This is a genomic window from Romboutsia sp. Marseille-P6047, assembly GCF_900604535.1.
In the GTDB taxonomy this organism is placed as follows: domain Bacteria; phylum Bacillota; class Clostridia; order Peptostreptococcales; family Peptostreptococcaceae; genus Romboutsia_E.
Window position 1 is genome coordinate 99,353 of sequence record NZ_UWOT01000001.1, and the last position, 16,142, is coordinate 115,494.

At 28.5% G+C, this 16,142-nt stretch carries 17 protein-coding genes; 1 reads left to right on the forward strand and 16 read right to left on the reverse strand.

Features of this window, described 5'->3' with window-relative positions:
• Nucleotides 1-141: 141 nt before the first annotated feature.
• Genes dprA through EIH23_RS00475 form a run of 3 tightly spaced genes read right to left on the reverse strand, consistent with a single transcriptional unit; the run spans nucleotide 142 to nucleotide 2,950 of the window.
• On the reverse strand, nucleotides 142-1,059 hold the full coding sequence (dprA, locus tag EIH23_RS00465) for a DNA-processing protein DprA (protein ID WP_243113284.1): 918 nt from the start codon (nucleotides 1,057-1,059) through the stop codon (nucleotides 142-144).
• Nucleotides 1,060-1,068: 9 nt separating this feature from the next.
• Nucleotides 1,069-2,592, reverse strand: coding sequence for a YifB family Mg chelatase-like AAA ATPase (locus EIH23_RS00470; RefSeq protein ID WP_122638241.1), 1,524 nt, complete (start codon nucleotides 2,590-2,592; stop codon nucleotides 1,069-1,071).
• 13 nt (nucleotides 2,593-2,605) lie between these two features.
• Nucleotides 2,606-2,950, reverse strand: a complete 345-nt coding sequence (locus tag EIH23_RS00475) for a YraN family protein (protein ID WP_122638242.1) — start codon at nucleotides 2,948-2,950, stop codon at nucleotides 2,606-2,608.
• A 141-nt stretch (nucleotides 2,951-3,091) separates the two neighbouring features.
• Here EIH23_RS00475 and EIH23_RS00480 point away from each other — a divergent pair, with 141 nt between their 5' ends.
• Nucleotides 3,092-4,348, forward strand: a complete 1,257-nt coding sequence (locus EIH23_RS00480; RefSeq protein ID WP_122638243.1) for a CapA family protein — start codon at nucleotides 3,092-3,094, stop codon at nucleotides 4,346-4,348.
• Nucleotides 4,349-4,410: 62 nt separating this feature from the next.
• Here the strand turns inward: EIH23_RS00480 and EIH23_RS00485 are convergent, their stop codons facing one another.
• The 13 genes from EIH23_RS00485 to ftsY form a co-directional block, all read right to left on the reverse strand.
• A complete protein-coding gene (locus EIH23_RS00485) occupies nucleotides 4,411-5,529 on the reverse strand; it encodes an iron-containing alcohol dehydrogenase family protein (protein WP_122638244.1) in 1,119 nt (372 codons plus the stop codon).
• A 402-nt stretch (nucleotides 5,530-5,931) separates the two neighbouring features.
• Complete coding sequence (locus EIH23_RS00490) at nucleotides 5,932-6,951, reverse strand: alpha-hydroxy-acid oxidizing protein (RefSeq protein WP_122638245.1); 1,020 nt, start codon at nucleotides 6,949-6,951, stop codon at nucleotides 5,932-5,934.
• A 50-nt stretch (nucleotides 6,952-7,001) separates the two neighbouring features.
• On the reverse strand, nucleotides 7,002-7,769 hold the full coding sequence (locus tag EIH23_RS00495) for a ribonuclease HII (protein WP_122638246.1): 768 nt from the start codon (nucleotides 7,767-7,769) through the stop codon (nucleotides 7,002-7,004).
• A 186-nt stretch (nucleotides 7,770-7,955) separates the two neighbouring features.
• A complete protein-coding gene (gene brnQ, locus EIH23_RS00500; RefSeq protein WP_122638247.1) occupies nucleotides 7,956-9,251 on the reverse strand; it encodes a branched-chain amino acid transport system II carrier protein in 1,296 nt (431 codons plus the stop codon).
• A 232-nt stretch (nucleotides 9,252-9,483) separates the two neighbouring features.
• Nucleotides 9,484-10,377 (reverse strand): ribosome biogenesis GTPase YlqF, encoded by an 894-nt coding sequence (gene ylqF / locus EIH23_RS00505; RefSeq protein ID WP_122638519.1) that lies wholly within the window; start codon nucleotides 10,375-10,377, stop codon nucleotides 9,484-9,486.
• Between the two features lie 272 nt (nucleotides 10,378-10,649).
• Nucleotides 10,650-10,994 carry a 50S ribosomal protein L19 gene (gene rplS / locus EIH23_RS00510; protein WP_122638248.1) on the reverse strand — a complete coding sequence of 115 codons (345 nt, stop codon included), beginning with the start codon at nucleotides 10,992-10,994 and terminating at the stop codon, nucleotides 10,650-10,652.
• A gap of 93 nt (nucleotides 10,995-11,087) precedes the next feature.
• Nucleotides 11,088-11,783, reverse strand: a complete 696-nt coding sequence (gene trmD / locus EIH23_RS00515; RefSeq protein ID WP_122638249.1) for a tRNA (guanosine(37)-N1)-methyltransferase TrmD — start codon at nucleotides 11,781-11,783, stop codon at nucleotides 11,088-11,090.
• 8 nt (nucleotides 11,784-11,791) lie between these two features.
• The gene (gene rimM / locus EIH23_RS00520; RefSeq protein WP_122638250.1) at nucleotides 11,792-12,304 is read right to left on the reverse strand and encodes a ribosome maturation factor RimM; all 513 of its coding nucleotides are present in this window, start codon (nucleotides 12,302-12,304) and stop codon (nucleotides 11,792-11,794) included.
• Nucleotides 12,305-12,383: 79 nt separating this feature from the next.
• Nucleotides 12,384-12,611, reverse strand: a complete 228-nt coding sequence (locus tag EIH23_RS00525) for a KH domain-containing protein (RefSeq protein WP_122638251.1) — start codon at nucleotides 12,609-12,611, stop codon at nucleotides 12,384-12,386.
• A gap of 43 nt (nucleotides 12,612-12,654) precedes the next feature.
• Nucleotides 12,655-12,927: a 30S ribosomal protein S16 gene (gene rpsP, locus EIH23_RS00530; protein ID WP_122638252.1), complete on the reverse strand. Its 273-nt coding sequence runs from the start codon at nucleotides 12,925-12,927 to the stop codon at nucleotides 12,655-12,657.
• A 34-nt stretch (nucleotides 12,928-12,961) separates the two neighbouring features.
• On the reverse strand, nucleotides 12,962-14,314 hold the full coding sequence (ffh, locus tag EIH23_RS00535) for a signal recognition particle protein (RefSeq protein WP_122638253.1): 1,353 nt from the start codon (nucleotides 14,312-14,314) through the stop codon (nucleotides 12,962-12,964).
• Nucleotides 14,311-14,679: a YlxM family DNA-binding protein gene (gene ylxM, locus EIH23_RS00540; RefSeq protein ID WP_122638254.1), complete on the reverse strand. Its 369-nt coding sequence runs from the start codon at nucleotides 14,677-14,679 to the stop codon at nucleotides 14,311-14,313. Before ylxM ends, ffh begins: the two co-directional genes overlap by 4 nt.
• Nucleotides 14,680-14,776: 97 nt before the next feature.
• A complete protein-coding gene (ftsY, locus tag EIH23_RS00545; protein WP_122638255.1) occupies nucleotides 14,777-16,090 on the reverse strand; it encodes a signal recognition particle-docking protein FtsY in 1,314 nt (437 codons plus the stop codon).
• Nucleotides 16,091-16,142: the final 52 nt, after the last annotated feature.

Consider the following 16,142-nt stretch of genomic DNA (forward strand, 5'->3'; position numbering starts at 1 on the left):
CAATGTCTCGTAATGTTAATTCGTTTAAAACTGTATTTACATATTTTATTTCCATACCAGTATAATCACAAATCTCATCAATTTGCAAGCCACCATTATTTTTTATAGCGTCAATTATGATAACACTTTCCTCGCTTAACCCTATATTATCATAATTTTCACCAAATTCATTTTTTTAATACAACTTATATTATATTCACTTATTATGTCTTCTAAGCCTTCTACTAATTTAGCACCTTCTTTAATTATCTTATGACATCCTCTACTCATCTCAGAGTTAATATTTCCAGGAACTGCAAACACATTTCTACCTTGTTCTAAAGCAAATTCTGTGGTTATCAAAGCTCCGCTCTTTTGTGCCGCCTCAACTACAATAACTCCTTTGCTTAATCCGCTTATAATTCTATTTCTGCTAGAAAAATTTGATGGTATTACAGCAGAATCAACATTATACTCAGATAAAACGAGTCCACCATCTTCTATAATTTTATTGGCTAAATTTATATTTTGTTTTGGTAAAGGATTATCAACTGAAGATCCTAAAACTGCAATAGTATTTCCTTTTCCATTAATACAGCCCATGTGAGAATAAGAGTCTATTCCTATAGCTAGACCGCTAATTATATTTATACCTAAGTCTGATAATTGTTTACTTATATTTTTCGCACAGCTAATACCATATCTAGTAGGTTTTCTTGATCCAACCATAGCTAGATTCAAATTATTATTTAAAATATCTAAATTCCCCTTATAAAAAATTAGTAATGGTGGATTATAAATATTTTTTAAATCATATGGATATTTATTATCATCTATACAAATATACTTAACATTTCTTCTATATAATATTTCTTTTATTTTTTCTAAATATGAATTGCTTTTATATTTTACTATATTTTCCTTAATATTTAAATTTATATTTTTTAAAGTATATATTTCTTTATCCGAAAAGTCCATCAAATTTTCTACATTTCCAATTTCATCTTTTATTTTTTCTATAGTTTTTGTACTTATTCCACTTATAGATTTTAGCCATAAATATGCATCTCTTCTTTCCACATTACACCTCTATCCAAAATACGTATAGTATGCTTTTCTGTATGAAAAAGCTTCATTTATATGGCTTGAATTTATAATTAAAGATTCATCTAAATCCGCTATAGTCCTAGCCATCTTTAATAATTTTGTATAACTTCTATTGCTTAGTTTATATCTATTAAATATTAATCTGATTACATTAATAGCATCATTATCCATTTCACAATATTGATCTATTTTTGATGACTTTATTTCATTATTAGTTTTTATAATATCATTTTTAAATCTTTTATATTGTATCTTTCTTGCATTCTCAACTCTCTTTTTTATATCACTTGAAGATTCTGATTTTTTACATGTTTTTAAATCGTCAAAAGAAACTTGATTAACTTCTACAAACATATCAAATCTATCTAATAATGGACCCGATATTTTATTTTTATATCTATTAACTTCATATTGCTTACAATTACATTCTTTATCAGACATATAATACCCACAGGGACATGGGTTCATTGCACCGATTAAAAGTAAGTTACATGGATAACTTACACTATATTTTACTCTAGATATATTTATATATTTATCTTCTATTGGCTGTCTTAATGTTTCTAGTATTCTTCTATCAAATTCAGCTATTTCATCTAAGAATAATACACCTCTATGAGATAATACTACTTCTCCAGGTTTAGGATTATTCCCTCCGCCTATTAAAGATTGTTTGGTTGAAGTATGGTGAGGTGATCTAAATGGTCTTTCTTTTACAATTCCAATCTCTTTATCTATAAGTCCTGCTACACTATAAATTTTACTAACTTCTAAAATTTCATCTTTATCTATTTCTGGTAATATTGTCCTTATCCTTTTTGCTATCATAGTTTTTCCGGAACCAGGAGGACCAACCATTAGCAAATTATGATTTCCTGCCGCTGCAATTTCAGCTCCTCTGTTTACAAAGTAGTTTCCTTTTACATCTTTAAAATCTTCATCATACTTAATATCTTCACTGTTTATATAATCTAATTTATTATTAATAATTGTCATATTGTTATTTAAATAATCTATACATTCATTTAACGTTTTTATAGGTATTATATCTATTCCATCTACAAATATGCTTTCTCTAAAGTTTTCAACTGGTATAAATACTCTTTTTATTTTGCACTCTTTCGCTCCTATAATTATCGGCAATATACCTCTAACCCTTCGTAAATTACCATCTAATGACAACTCTCCTATAAACATACTTTCTATTAAGTATTCATCACTCTTTTTTATACAATTTCTAAGTAAGCCTATACATATAGATAAATCTAAAAATGAACCTTCTTTTTTCATATCAGCAGGAGATAAATTAACTACTATCCTAGAGTTAGGAAACTTATATCCACTGTTTATAATTGCAGATTTTACTCTTTCTCTTGATTCTCTAATTTCTGTGCTTGGTAATCCAACAATATTGAAACATGGTATTCCATTTGTTATATCAACCTCTACTTTTGTTAAAAAACTTTCTATGCCAATAATATTACTTGAATTAATTATACTTAGCATTTTACTTCCTTTCCTAAAAGGCATTTATTATATGATTAATTTTATTTTCATTAAAGTAAACTTCTATAACATCAAATCTGATTGGAATATCGTATAATTTATTTATAAAAATATAGTACCTTGCTACATTAGATATCTTTCTAATCTTTTTTATATTAACAGACTCCGACGGATAACCATACTTTATGCTAGACCTTGACTTAACTTCTATAAAAACTAATTCATTATCAATATTCGCTATAATATCTATCTCTCCACTTTTTATCTTATAATTTTTTTCTATTACCCGGGCTCCATTTTTTAAAAGATAAGTTAATGCTATATTTTCCCCCAAATCACCTTTTTCTTTATTATTCATATTTTACTCCTATCTTTAATTTTTTGTAATTATTGTCAATAGAAACTATAAGTATACAAATTTTATGTTTTTGTTGAAATTTTCTTTATTTTATATACTATTTATATCAGGGGATAAAATTTTAAAAGGGGGATAATTTTGATGAATAGGAAAATTGATTTATATCGGGGGATAAAGTTAATTATACTAACAATTTCAATTTCATTATGTCTATTTTTATTTATAGGATGCTCTAGTAGTAAAGATAATGAAATAAGTTTACAATCTACAAATACAAAATCTAATACCAGTACATTTGAACAAACTAACTTAACACTTACTGCAGTTGGAGACGTTATGACTCATTCACCACAACTAAAAGCTCAATATGATTCTTCTACTAATACATATTCTTTTGATAACAATTTTAAGTATATAAAAGAGTACATAGAAAGCTCTGATTTAAGTATTGCTAACTTAGAAACAACATTAGCTGGAGATAGTATAGGTTATAGTTCTTATCCAACATTTAATACTCCAGATGCTTTAGCTGATGCTCTAAAAAATACTGGTTTTGATATAATATCAACAATAAATAATCATACTTTTGATAAAGGTACATTGGGATTTGAAAGAACACTTAAAGTTTTAAAAGATTTAGGATTTGATACAGTTGGTACTCGAAGTAACGTTGATGATAATGACTATATTATAAAAGAAGTTAATGGTATAAAATTAGGAATAACATCTTATTCCTATGGAGATATAAAAAACTCAAATAAATATCTAAATGGTATACAAATATCAGAAGATTGCAAAGATAAGGCCAATGTATTTAGCTCTACAAATGTAGAAAGTGCTTTTAATACTATCAATTCTACTTTATCTAAATTAGAAAATACTGATATGCAAATAGTTATACTACATTGGGGAAATGAGTATCAAAGAACACCTAGTGATTTTCAATCCAAACTTGCTCAAATGCTATGTGATGAAGGTGTTGATATAATAATAGGTTCCCATCCTCATGTTGTTCAGCCTGTTGATACACTAAAATCTTCAGATGGAGATAATGATACTTTAGTTCTTTACTCTTTAGGAAATTTAATTAGTAATCAAAGAAGAGAATTTTTAGGCTCATCTTATACGGAAGATGGGTTAATGGTAACGATAGATATAACTAAAGATAGCATAGATGAAGAAGCTTATGTAAGTAAGGTTACTTGTATACCTACTTGGGTTAATAAATATACATCAGGTTCTAAATTAGTTTATGAAGTAATTCCTATAGAAGATGAAGTAACTTTAAATACAATGGAAAATTTATCTCAAAATAAAGTAGAAGAATCTTATAATAATACATCTTCTTTAGTAAATACTTCTGACATAATACATATTGTCAAAAATCCTTTTGAATAAAAATAATCCCTATAGACAAATAACCTTGTTCTATAGGGATTATTTTGTATTAATAGTTTATACTACCTTAAACTAATATACATTTCTAAAAGCATATCATCTGTAATTTCAACTGGATTATTGTATAAATTAGGATGATTACTTTTCTTGACTAGTTCATCAATTTGATCATCTAAAAGATTAAGATACTTTAAATCTCTCAAAAGACCTATTTTCTTTTTTAATTCATATATTGCATCTGCCATATGAAAACTATCATTAAATCCAAGCTTAGTTGCAAATTTATCTAGCCTTCCATTGTCATTTTTTCCATTTATTCTTGTAAAATAATCTAAAGTTAATCCACAAGCTTCTCCATGAGGTATATTGTATATATTAGTTAAAGGAAATGAACAAGCATGAGATGATGTAGTTTTTGGTATAGAAAATGCTAATCCAGCTATTAACGATGCCTCAGACATCTTTTCACGAGCTATTAAATCCTTAGGATTTTCACATGCTCTTGGTAGGTATTCAAATACAAGTTCACATGCGTGTAATGCTAATGCATCGCATATTGGTTGATGATTTTTACTCCAAAATCCTTCTAATGCATGACTTAATACATCAATTCCTGTTGATGCAGTTATATTAGATGGAACAGTATATGTTAACTCTGGATCTATTATTGCAACTTCCGGATAAAATCCATTTGATGCTATAGGAGCCTTTTTACCTAATTTTTCATCTGTTATAACAGAAACACAAGTTACTTCCGATCCTGTTCCTGAAGTTGTCGGTATTGCAAATAATGGAATATGTTCTTTTGGTACCTCAATTCCTGTGCCATGATATTTTGCTATAGAATCATTAGTTAAACATATTGTAGCTGATGCTTTCGCACAATCTATAACACTACCTCCTCCTAATGCTACTATAAACTCAATATTCTTATCTTTTATTAGTTCTGCACATTCATCTACATTTTCAATAGTAGGATTTGGTTGTATATTCGAAAAGATATCTATTATTAACCCTTCACATTCTTCTATTATATTTGATGCTGTATTATTTTTTACTAAAAATTTACTACTCACCAATAATCCATTTTTATATCCTCTATCTTTAATCAATGTTTTTAGATTTTTAATCTTACCATTCCCAAATTCAATTTCTACCGGCTGAGTATATTTCCAATTCATTTATTTTCCTCCTAATTGCTTAGTTGTTAAGTTTAATTATAATATTTCTACTATCTTTATTTAGATGATATCATATTTTATTATCTATTAATATTTTACATATGCAATACCTGCTAGGCAAGCTAATATATATCCCATCATCCAGATATCTTAATGTCTCAAAACTATATTCCTTTAGCTTTTTCTATTGATATTTCTAATAGTCCATTTTTTGATCAAGAGTGCATAACGTACTTTCTATCAAATTCTTATATTATTTTCCCGTTTAAATTTTCCACACTTATTATACTTATATACTTCTACATATATAAAAAAGACGCATACATTCCCTAAATAAATGTAGACGTCTTTATCTTATACATTATCATATGTTGTGTTTCTTAGAATGAATAGTATATAAGTTTAATCTTTATATATAACCTTAGAATCAATATCTTTTATATTCTTACATCCTGTTAATATCATAGTAGATTCTAATTCACTTTTTATCTTACTTATATAAGATATTACACCTTCTTTTCCATCACCAAAAGATGCAGTTACAAAAGGTCTTCCTATTAGGACAGCATCTGCACCTAGACCTATCATTTTTAAAACATCAACACCAGTTCTAATTCCTCCATCAGCCAAAATAGTTACTTTTCCTTTTACAGCTTTAGCTATCTTAGGTAATACTTCTGCTACCCCTGGAGTGCAATCTAATACTCTACCACCATGATTAGATATAACTATAGCATCTACACCTGCTTCTACAGCCATAATAGCATCTTCTTCTGTCATAATTCCTTTTAATATAAATGGTAGTTCTGTAGATGCTTTTAATTCTTTTATGTCTTCTAATGATTTCGCTACAACAGTTTTTCCATGCATAGATAAAGTAACTAGTCCACAAGCATCTATATCTACACCAACAGCAAATGCTCCAGCTTCTTCAGCTAATTTTATTTTTCTTTTTATATCTTTATTTTCCCATGGTTTTATAAATACAATCCCATTTCCATTATTTTCAGATAAAACTTCAAGATTATCCATTAAGAAAGAATCAACAGCTGTATCACCTACCATAGCGAAAACTCCACTATCTATACATCCTTCTACTACAGGAGTTATATATTCCTTTTCAGTAAGTTTACCACCCATGTTTAAAGTAGTTCCAGTTATTGGAGCTGCAAATATCGGAGAGGTCATAGTTTTTCCAAATAATTCAATAGAAGTATCTGGGTTTGTTACATTATGTATCACTCTCATATTTATTTTTACATTTTCTAAACTCTTAAAATTTTCTATAAAAGAAGATCCACTTCCTTTTCCGCCCATACCTGGTACTTCACCAGCACAAGCCACTCCGTTACATGCTTTACATACCTTACAACTTCCATTTAGATTTTCTCTAGCATTTTTTAACATTTCTTTATAATCCATCATCATTCCCCCAAATTATTTAAATCTACTAAAATACATTTTCTAATATATTATAACACATTCTTTAAAAAGCTTTTTCTGTGTATTGGGGTTATTCCATTCTTTTCTATAGCTTCATAATGTTCCTTTGTTCCATATCCTTTGTGCCCTTTAAAACCATATTCATGGTACATTTCATCATATTTATACATAATACTATCTCTTGTAACTTTTGCTAATATACTAGCTGCTGCTATTGATATCGATTTAGAGTCTCCCTTTATTATCGGATTTTGTTTTATATCTATACCTGGTATTGTAGCCGCATCAACTAATAAGTAATCTGGTGATTTTTTCAAACAATTTAAGGCCTTTTTCATTGCCATATAAGTAGCATTTAATATATTAAACTCATCAATTTCTTCATTGTTAACAATTCCTATTCCATAATCAAGTGCTTCACTTTTTATAATATCAAATAATTCGTCTCTTTTGGCTTCACTTAGTTTCTTAGAATCATTTATACCTTCTATCTTAGTTCCTTTTCTAAAAACTACTACAGCTGCTACAACAGGGCCTGCTAAAGGACCTCTTCCAGCTTCATCTATCCCACCTATATAAAGATACCCATTTTCATATCCTTCATTTTCATATAAATTTATTTTTTCTAATCTTTCCTCTTCTTTTCTTATATTATCTAATTTTTTAGCTAATTTAAGAGCTAAGTTTTGTACAGATTTTCTTTCATCATTTCTTAATATATCTATATACTCTAAGTATTTATCAACTTCCAAATTATCAACTATCTCTTTTATCTCTTTTACACTTTTACTTTTCATCTGTTTCTCCTTAATATATGTTGTATGTATATTTTAACATAATTATTTTATTATATAAAATTATTATAAAATTTGTATATTTTTCAAACTTATTATAAGCTTTTTAATAAATTTAGATACTCATATCATTTTATATATATTTATTTAAATAAAAAAATGTGTCTAAATACTTAGACACATTTTTATTTATGCTACTCTATTTAATTTATTATATTTTGCCTTTTTACTTCTTACAAAATTCCCTACAATACCAGCTATAACAACTGGTACTATCCAGTTAAATCCTAAAGATGCAAAAGGTAATTTTAAAACAAATGGTATACTTATATTAAAATCATTGGCAACGGTTAATAAACTTACTATTAATGCTGTATAAGTTGCAAATTTAAATACATTATCATTCTTAATCTTATCACCAAATAATGTTAGTACTATTAATGTTACTGTAGCGGGATATATTAAGCTTAGTATTGGCGCTGAGAATTGTATTATTGTACTTACCCCAAAATTAGATACTATAGCACTAAATATACAAACCACTATAACCACTAACTCATACTTTAATTTTCCATTTGTAAGTTTTGTAAAATATTGCCCTGTTGCTGATGTAAGACCTACTGACGTTGTTAAACATGCAAGACCTACTATTAAAGCAAGAATTATTTTACCTGGTTGCCCAAGTAATGAACTTGTTATATTTACAATTAAAGATGTTTGAACTACATCCACACCATATATTTTTGATACTGTTGCCCCTAAATATGCAAGTCCTCCGTAAACTAAACACAATCCTATTGACGCAACAATCCCTGCTTGTAAAGTTAACTTAACTTTTAACTTTTCATCTTTATATCCTTTATTATCTATAGTCGCTATTATAACTGTAGATAACGCTACAGCTCCTAACGTATCCATAGTTTGATATCCTTGATTTATACCTTCAACAAATACATTTTCAATCATAGAAGTTGAACTTATATCTCCTAATGGACTAACTATTCCTGATATTATTAATACAGCTAATGCTATTAATAATGCAGGTGTTAACACTGATCCTATTATATCAACAACTTTTGAAGGTTTTATTGTAAGTAATAAAGTTAATACAAAGAATATTATTGAGAATATAACTGGATTAAACCCTCCAAATAAAGGAGCTATTCCCATCTCAAATGTAGTTGCTGCAGTTCTTGGTATTGCTAAAAGCGGACCTAAGCAAACCATAATAGCACAACCTAAAACTATTGATAATATTTTTCCTGATCTAGATAAAATTTTACTTACTTCTCCATTACATTTTGCAGCTGCAAGCATTGCTAATAAAGCTAATCCTACATCAGCTAATACAAACCCTGCAAATCCAGTTAACCAACTGGATCCTGATACTAATCCTAAGTATGGTGGAAAAATTAAGTTACCTGCTCCAAAGAACATGGCAAATAATGCAAATCCTACCACCATTATATCTTTTATATTTCGCATATAATGCCTCCTAATATTTCATATCAAATTTATAATTTCAATTCATTATATATTTTATTTTCTAAATTGTCAATCATATTAGAAATTTTAGTTTATTTGTATTTTTTTGTAAAATATAATACTTTTTAAATAAAAAAGGTTATATTAAATATAATTAACCTATGGGTATTTAACTTATATTTAATATAACCTATGGGTATTTAACTTATATTTAATATAACCTATATTTAATTTATTTTATGTCTTCTGGAACTTCTAAACTTATTAGTCCAATTTTTCCTTCTCTAAATTCATTTAAAACAGTAAATGCTATACGAGTATAATCTAACTCTTTTCTTCCTGTTATAAATCCTCTTTTACGACCTATCATATCCATAGTTTCAAGTCCAGTTTCACCTAGTTCTTCTAATTTATATCTAGCTTTTAATTTTTCTGGTTCTATAATTATAAGTTTTTCTATTAACTTTAAAGCTAAAGTTTCTACATCAAGAACTTCATCTTTTATAGCTCTACTGAATGCTAGATTTAAAGCCACCTCTTGATCTTCAAACTTTGGCCAAAGTATACCTGGTGTATCTAGTAGTTCTAGGTTACCTTTTAATCTAACCCACTGTTTACCCTTTGTTACACCTGGCTTATCTCCAGTCACTGTACTTTTTCTTCCTGTTAATTTATTTATTATAGAAGATTTACCAACATTAGGAACTCCAACTATCATTATTCTTATCGGTCTTTCTTTTCTTCCTTTTTCTTTAAGAGCATCCATTTTATCCTTAGTAACATTTTTACACTCTTCAATTAGCTTATTAAGCCCAGAACCTTTCATAGTATCTACAGGTATAGCTTTTATACCTTGTTGTTTATAGTAATTTATCCATCTATTTAATTTATTTTTGTCTGCTAAGTCACTCTTGTTTAAGATAACTACTCTAGGTTTATTTCCTGCAAGTTTATCTATATCTGGATTTTTACTACTATATGGAATTCTCGCATCTAAAAGCTCTACAACTACATCTACTAACTTTAAATTATTTCTAACTAAATCCTTAGTCTTTTTCATATGACCAGGATACCAGTTTATATGTAAATTATCATCTACAAGATAATCCTCGTAATCAGATCTCATTTTGTCTCCTCTTGCCATGAATATCACTCCTTCATTTAACTATTTTTTTATATCGAACTTATTCATTATATCATAATCTTTGATTATATGATAATAATTGTAATACTATCTATTATCTCTATGGTTTTCATATTTTAAACTTACTATTCCATTATATGAATATATATTTTGACTTTACTAAGTTTTTATAATCTGCATACTTATATGAAAAAAGAGTTATTCAAGTGATTAAATCACCTAAATAACTCTTTTATTTATAGTAAAGTCTCTAATTATCTAGCTTCTTTTATCTTAGCAGCTTTACCAACTCTACCTCTTAGGTAAGTTAATTTAGCTCTTCTTACCTTACCTCTTCTAGTTACTTCTATCTTTTCTAATTTTGGAGAGTGAACTGGGAAAGTTCTTTCTACTCCAACGTTGAAAGATATTTTTCTAACTGTGAAAGTTTCTCTAGCTCCAGCACCTTGTCTCTTTAATACAACACCTTCAAATACTTGAACTCTTTCTCTTTTTCCTTCAACTATTTTAACGTGTACTTTTACTGTGTCCCCAGGTCCAAAGTTAGGAACATCGTTTCTTAATTGTTCTTGTTCTAATGATCTTAATATTTCGTTCATTTTTTCCTCCTAGTATCATAGACGTTCTTAATACTGACCAAGTAGCAGAGGAACGCCCGTATTTTTCGACATTATTGATTATACTATATATTTTTATTTCTTACAAGTCTTTTTGTACAAATCTGGTCTTCTTTCCTTTGTAACTTTTAATGACTCTTCATATCTCCACTGCTCAATTTTCTTATGATTTCCAGAAAGTAAAACATCTGGAACCTTAAGTCCCATAAATTCTCTTGGTCTTGTGTAATGAGGATATTCTAATAAATTATCTTTAAATGATTCTTCTTCAAAAGATTCATTTTGACTAAGAACTCCTGGTATAAGTCTTGATATAGAATCTATTAATATGAGTGCAGGAAGCTCTCCTCCTGTTAATACATAATCTCCTATAGATATCTCATCTGTTACTATTAAATCTATTACTCTTTGATCTATGCCTTCATAGTGACCGCATAGAAGTATTATATCTTCATTAGTTGACATATCATTAGCTATTTCTTGACTATGTACCTTTCCTTTTGGCGTTAAATAAATAACTCTAGGTTCTTTTATATCATGAGTATTTACTATATGCTTATAAGTATCATATATAGGTTGTGGTGTCATAAGCATCCCTGCTCCTCCACCAAAAGGATAATCATCTACTTTTTTGTGTTTATTGTTAGAGAAGTCTCTAATATTATATATATAAACTTCTATTATCCCTTTTTCAACAGCTCTTTTCATTATGCTTTCATTCATATAAGAATTGAAGATTTCTGGGAAAAGGGTCATTATGTGAAATCTCATTTTATCACCTAGTCTAACATTCCCTTAATAGGGTCTATTATCATCTTTCTTTCATTCATATCTATAGTTGGAACAAATTTCATTATAGCAGGTATTAAATATTCTTTTTCATCACCTTTAACAACATATACATCATTAGCAGCATATTGAAGAACATCTTTTAATGTTCCTACCTTTTCTCCGTTTACAGTAAATACCTCAAGTCCTATCATATCAGCTATAAAATATTCTTCTTCATCAAGATCTCTTCCATCTTCTCTAGATACATATATAAATTTATCTCTTAATATTTCTGCCTTTTCTATAGAGTCTACATCTTTTATCTTCATAATTACAAGATTACCCTTGTATCTAACTCTTTCTACATTCCATTTGGTATCAAAATCTTTGTCTAAATAAAAAGTATCTAAATCATCAAATCTATTTATATCATCAGTAAAAGGATAAACTCTTACTTCACCCTTTAAACCTTGAGTATTAACTATTTTACCAACTTTAAAATGTGTTAATTTTTTGCTCATATCTTCCACCTTGCTTTCGAGAAAATTACGTTTTATTTTGTATTATAAGCAAAAAGGACTAGGTATATACCTAATCCTTCTATACTATCTCAAGAGAAACTTTTTTGTTTTCTCTATTTGCAGCAGATCTTATGACAGTTCTTATAGCTTTAGCTATTCTGCCCTGCTTACCGATAACCTTACCCATATCATCTTGAGAAACTCTAAGAGTTAAGACTATTTCATCTTTCTTTATAGTTTCTTCAATCTTTACTTCGTCAGGATTATCAACTAGAGCTTTAGCTATATCTAACACTAGCTCTTTCATATATTTCATCTCCTAATATAGGCTTCTACTATTATTTAATGAATTACTTTGCTTGCTTAGAAGCTTCGAATTTTTCCATTACTCCGTTGTTAACTAATAAAGTTTTAACAGTATCAGTTGGTTGAGCACCATTTGATAACCACTTTACAGCTTTCTCATCGTTTATTTTTATTTGCTTTGGTTGAGAAACTGGATTATAGTATCCTATTTCTTCTATGAATTTTCCATCTCTTGGAGATCTAGAATCCGCAACTACTATTCTGTAGAAAGGTTTTTTGTTTGATCCCATTCTTTTTAATCTTATTTTAACTGCCATTACAGTCACCTCCGAATATTTTTTGTCTTTTTATTTATTTAAAGAAAGGAAGTCCGGCAAAACCGCCCCTTTTCTTCATGCTTTTTTGTGAGCCTGTAAACATCTTCATCATTTTTTTCATTTCATTTAATTGTTTTATCATTCTGTTTACATCTTGTACACTCGTACCACTACCCTTTGCAATTCTTTTTTTCCTAGAAGCATTTAATAGTGATGGATCTCTTCTTTCTTCTAGTGTCATTGATTGTATTATAGCTCTACTTCTCTTCATTTCTTTTCCATTAAGATCAACATCACCAAGCTGGTCTTTTATATTCCCCATACCTGGTATCATGCCTAACACTTTATCAAGAGGACCCATATTTTGAATTTGTTCCATTTGTTGTAGTAGATCTTCAAAATCAAATTCTTGTTTTTTGATCTTTTGCTCTAATTCTTTAGCTTTATCTAAATCTATGTTTTCTTGTGCTTTTTCTATTAGACTTAGGACATCACCCATACCTAATATTCTAGATGCCATTCTATCTGGATGGAAAGGTTCTAAATCTTCTAACTTCTCACCCATACCTATAAACTTAATAGGCTTTTTAGTTACTGCTCTTATTGAAAGTGCAGCACCACCTCTAGTATCACCATCTAGTTTAGTTAAAACTACTCCATCTATTCCAAGTGCTTCATTAAAGCTTTCAGATACATTAACTGCATCTTGGCCTGTCATAGAATCTACAACTAAAAGTATTTCATGTGGCTTAACTTCCGATTTTATCGACTTTAATTCATCCATTAAAGCTTCATCAATATGAAGTCTACCAGCTGTATCTATTATAACTAAATCATGATTATTTTTAATTGCATGACTTAATCCTGCTTTTGCAATATTTACAGGGCTTTCTTTATCACCCATATTAAATACTGGTATATCTAATTTTTCACCTACAACTTGTAACTGCTTAATAGCTGCAGGTCTATAAATATCGCCTGCTATTAGTAAAGGTCTTTTACCCTGTTTTTTAAAGTATCCACCTAATTTACCTGATGTAGTAGTTTTACCAGCACCTTGAAGACCAACCATCATTATTATTGTTGGTGGCTTTGGTGATATCATTATTTTACTTTGAACATCACCCATTAAACTTGTAAGCTCTTCATTTACTATTTTTATAACATGTTGTGCAGGATTTAATCCTTGCATTACTTCTTGCCCAACACATCTTTCTTGAACTGTTTTAACAAAATCTTTAACTACCTTAAAGTTAACATCTGCTTCTAAAAGAGCTAATTTAACTTCTCTCATTGCACTTTTAACATCATCTTCAGTAAGTCTACCTTTTGATTTTAATTTACTAAGTGCACCTTGTAGTTTATCTGATAATCCTTCAAATATCATTTTAACATCTCCCTACATATATCTTCTACATTTTCTAGCTTAGGGATTAAATTAGCACAATCTCTATTTTGCAATAAATCTTGTTTAATGTCAACAATTTTATTTTGTACAAGCTTAACAAATTCTTCCTGTTCTTTAAGTTTCGAAACTAACTTAAGCTTGTCCTCATAATCTCTCAGGATTTTTTCTGAACGCTTTAATGTATCATACACACCCTGTCTTGATACATTTAAATTTTCACTTATTTCCCCCAGAGAATAATCTTCTTCATAATATAAAGATACAATTTCTCTTTGCTTTTCAGTCAATAATTCCTTATATTGCTGAAATAACAACCCAATCTCAATCATCTTCTCTAAATTCATTTATTCACTTCCTAAGTGATTTACTGTAAAGGTTATTTACTTTACACATTGTATTTTATATTAAATTTTATATGTTGTCAACATTTATTTTTATGCGCTAATTATTCCCAAATAGTGCATCTGAAAATGCTTTTGCATCAAAATCTTGTAAGTCTTCTACACTTTCTCCAACACCAATTAACTTCACTGGAACATCAACTTCAGATTTAACTGCTAATACAACTCCCCCCTTTGCTGTACCATCTAATTTAGTAAGTACTATTCCAGTTATATCTGCTACTTCTTTAAATGTTTTAGCTTGAGACACTGCATTTTGTCCTGTTGTAGCATCTACTACTAATAAAACTTCTCTTTTAGCTTCTGGGAATTCTCTATCTACTATTTTAAATACTTTTCCTAATTCATTCATTAAGTTGGCTTTATTATGTAATCTTCCTGCAGTATCACAGATTAATAAATCTACACTTCTAGCTTTAGCTGCTTTTATAGCATCAAATATTACAGCACCTGGGTCTGCACCTTCTTGATGTTTTATTATATCCACATTACTTCTATTTGCCCATACTTCTAACTGTTCTATTGCTGCAGCTCTAAATGTATCTCCTGCTGCTAAAAGTACTTTTTTACCTTCTGACTTATATCTGTTAGCAAGCTTTCCTATAGTAGTAGTTTTACCAACTCCATTTACACCTACCATAAGTATTATAGTTGGAGAGTGTTCTACATCTAATTTAGAATTATCTGAAGTAAGTATTTCTTCTACTATTATTTGTAACTCACCTCTAACATCTTGAGGGTCTGTTATTCCCTTTGACTTTATTACATCCCTTAATTTTTCTATTATGTCCATAGTTGTATTAACACCAACATCTGCAGTTATTAATACTTCTTCTAAGTCTTCTAATAATTCTTCATCTACTTTTTTATATGACTTTAATACTGTATCTATTTTGTCAGTTATTCCTTGCTTTGCTTTAGTTAATCCTTGTTTTAATCTATTAAATAAGCTAACTTTTTCTTCCTTAGAATCTTCTATAACTGATTCTTGTACTTCATCTTCACTATTTATTTCTTCTTTATTATCATCAATATTTTCAATAGCTTCTTTTACTTCATTAAGTTCTTCTTTTGATTTAGATTCTTCAATAACATTTTTTGCTTCTTCTATATTATTTATAGTTTCTGGCTCTTTTATATCTTCTTTTACTTCTTCTATTGCTTCTTCCTTTATAGTTTTAAAAACCTCATCTAAAACTTTATCTTCATTTTCTAATTCATTTTCATTTACAGTATCTATTGTTATTTCATCATTATGTACATCTTCATTATTCTCTAAGTTTTCTACTATTTCTTCATTCTCTTTTATTTCTTCTTGCTTTTTTTTACTAAACTTAAATATTTTTTTAAACACTTATATTTCCTCCAAATAAATTGAATTTTATATAGTAGGTAGCATTAACTAC

What these genes read in the sequence shown, in the direction of transcription:
- EIH23_RS00490 (WP_122638245.1), bottom strand. Translation starts at nt 6,951, where the DNA reads ATGGATTATAAAGAAATGTTAAAAAATGCTAGAGAAAATCTAAATGGA.
- trmD (WP_122638249.1), bottom strand. Translation starts at nt 11,783, where the DNA reads ATGAGATTTCACATAATGACCCTTTTCCCAGAAATCTTCAATTCTTAT.
- brnQ (WP_122638247.1), bottom strand. Translation starts at nt 9,251, where the DNA reads ATGCGAAATATAAAAGATATAATGGTGGTAGGATTTGCATTATTTGCC.
- rpsP (WP_122638252.1), bottom strand. Translation starts at nt 12,927, where the DNA reads ATGGCAGTTAAAATAAGATTAAAAAGAATGGGATCAAACAAAAAACCT.
- EIH23_RS00525 (WP_122638251.1), bottom strand. Translation starts at nt 12,611, where the DNA reads ATGAAAGAGCTAGTGTTAGATATAGCTAAAGCTCTAGTTGATAATCCT.
- ylxM (WP_122638254.1), bottom strand. Translation starts at nt 14,679, where the DNA reads ATGAATTTAGAGAAGATGATTGAGATTGGGTTGTTATTTCAGCAATAT.
- EIH23_RS00475 (WP_122638242.1), bottom strand. Translation starts at nt 2,950, where the DNA reads ATGAATAATAAAGAAAAAGGTGATTTGGGGGAAAATATAGCATTAACT.
- rimM (WP_122638250.1), bottom strand. Translation starts at nt 12,304, where the DNA reads ATGAGCAAAAAATTAACACATTTTAAAGTTGGTAAAATAGTTAATACT.
- EIH23_RS00480 (WP_122638243.1), top strand. Translation starts at nt 3,092, where the DNA reads ATGAATAGGAAAATTGATTTATATCGGGGGATAAAGTTAATTATACTA.
- EIH23_RS00485 (WP_122638244.1), bottom strand. Translation starts at nt 5,529, where the DNA reads ATGAATTGGAAATATACTCAGCCGGTAGAAATTGAATTTGGGAATGGT.
- rplS (WP_122638248.1), bottom strand. Translation starts at nt 10,994, where the DNA reads ATGAACGAAATATTAAGATCATTAGAACAAGAACAATTAAGAAACGAT.
- EIH23_RS00495 (WP_122638246.1), bottom strand. Translation starts at nt 7,769, where the DNA reads ATGAAAAGTAAAAGTGTAAAAGAGATAAAAGAGATAGTTGATAATTTG.
- EIH23_RS00470 (WP_122638241.1), bottom strand. Translation starts at nt 2,592, where the DNA reads ATGCTAAGTATAATTAATTCAAGTAATATTATTGGCATAGAAAGTTTT.
- ffh (WP_122638253.1), bottom strand. Translation starts at nt 14,314, where the DNA reads ATGATATTTGAAGGATTATCAGATAAACTACAAGGTGCACTTAGTAAA.
- ylqF (WP_122638519.1), bottom strand. Translation starts at nt 10,377, where the DNA reads ATGAGATCTGATTACGAGGATTATCTTGTAGATGATAATTTACATATA.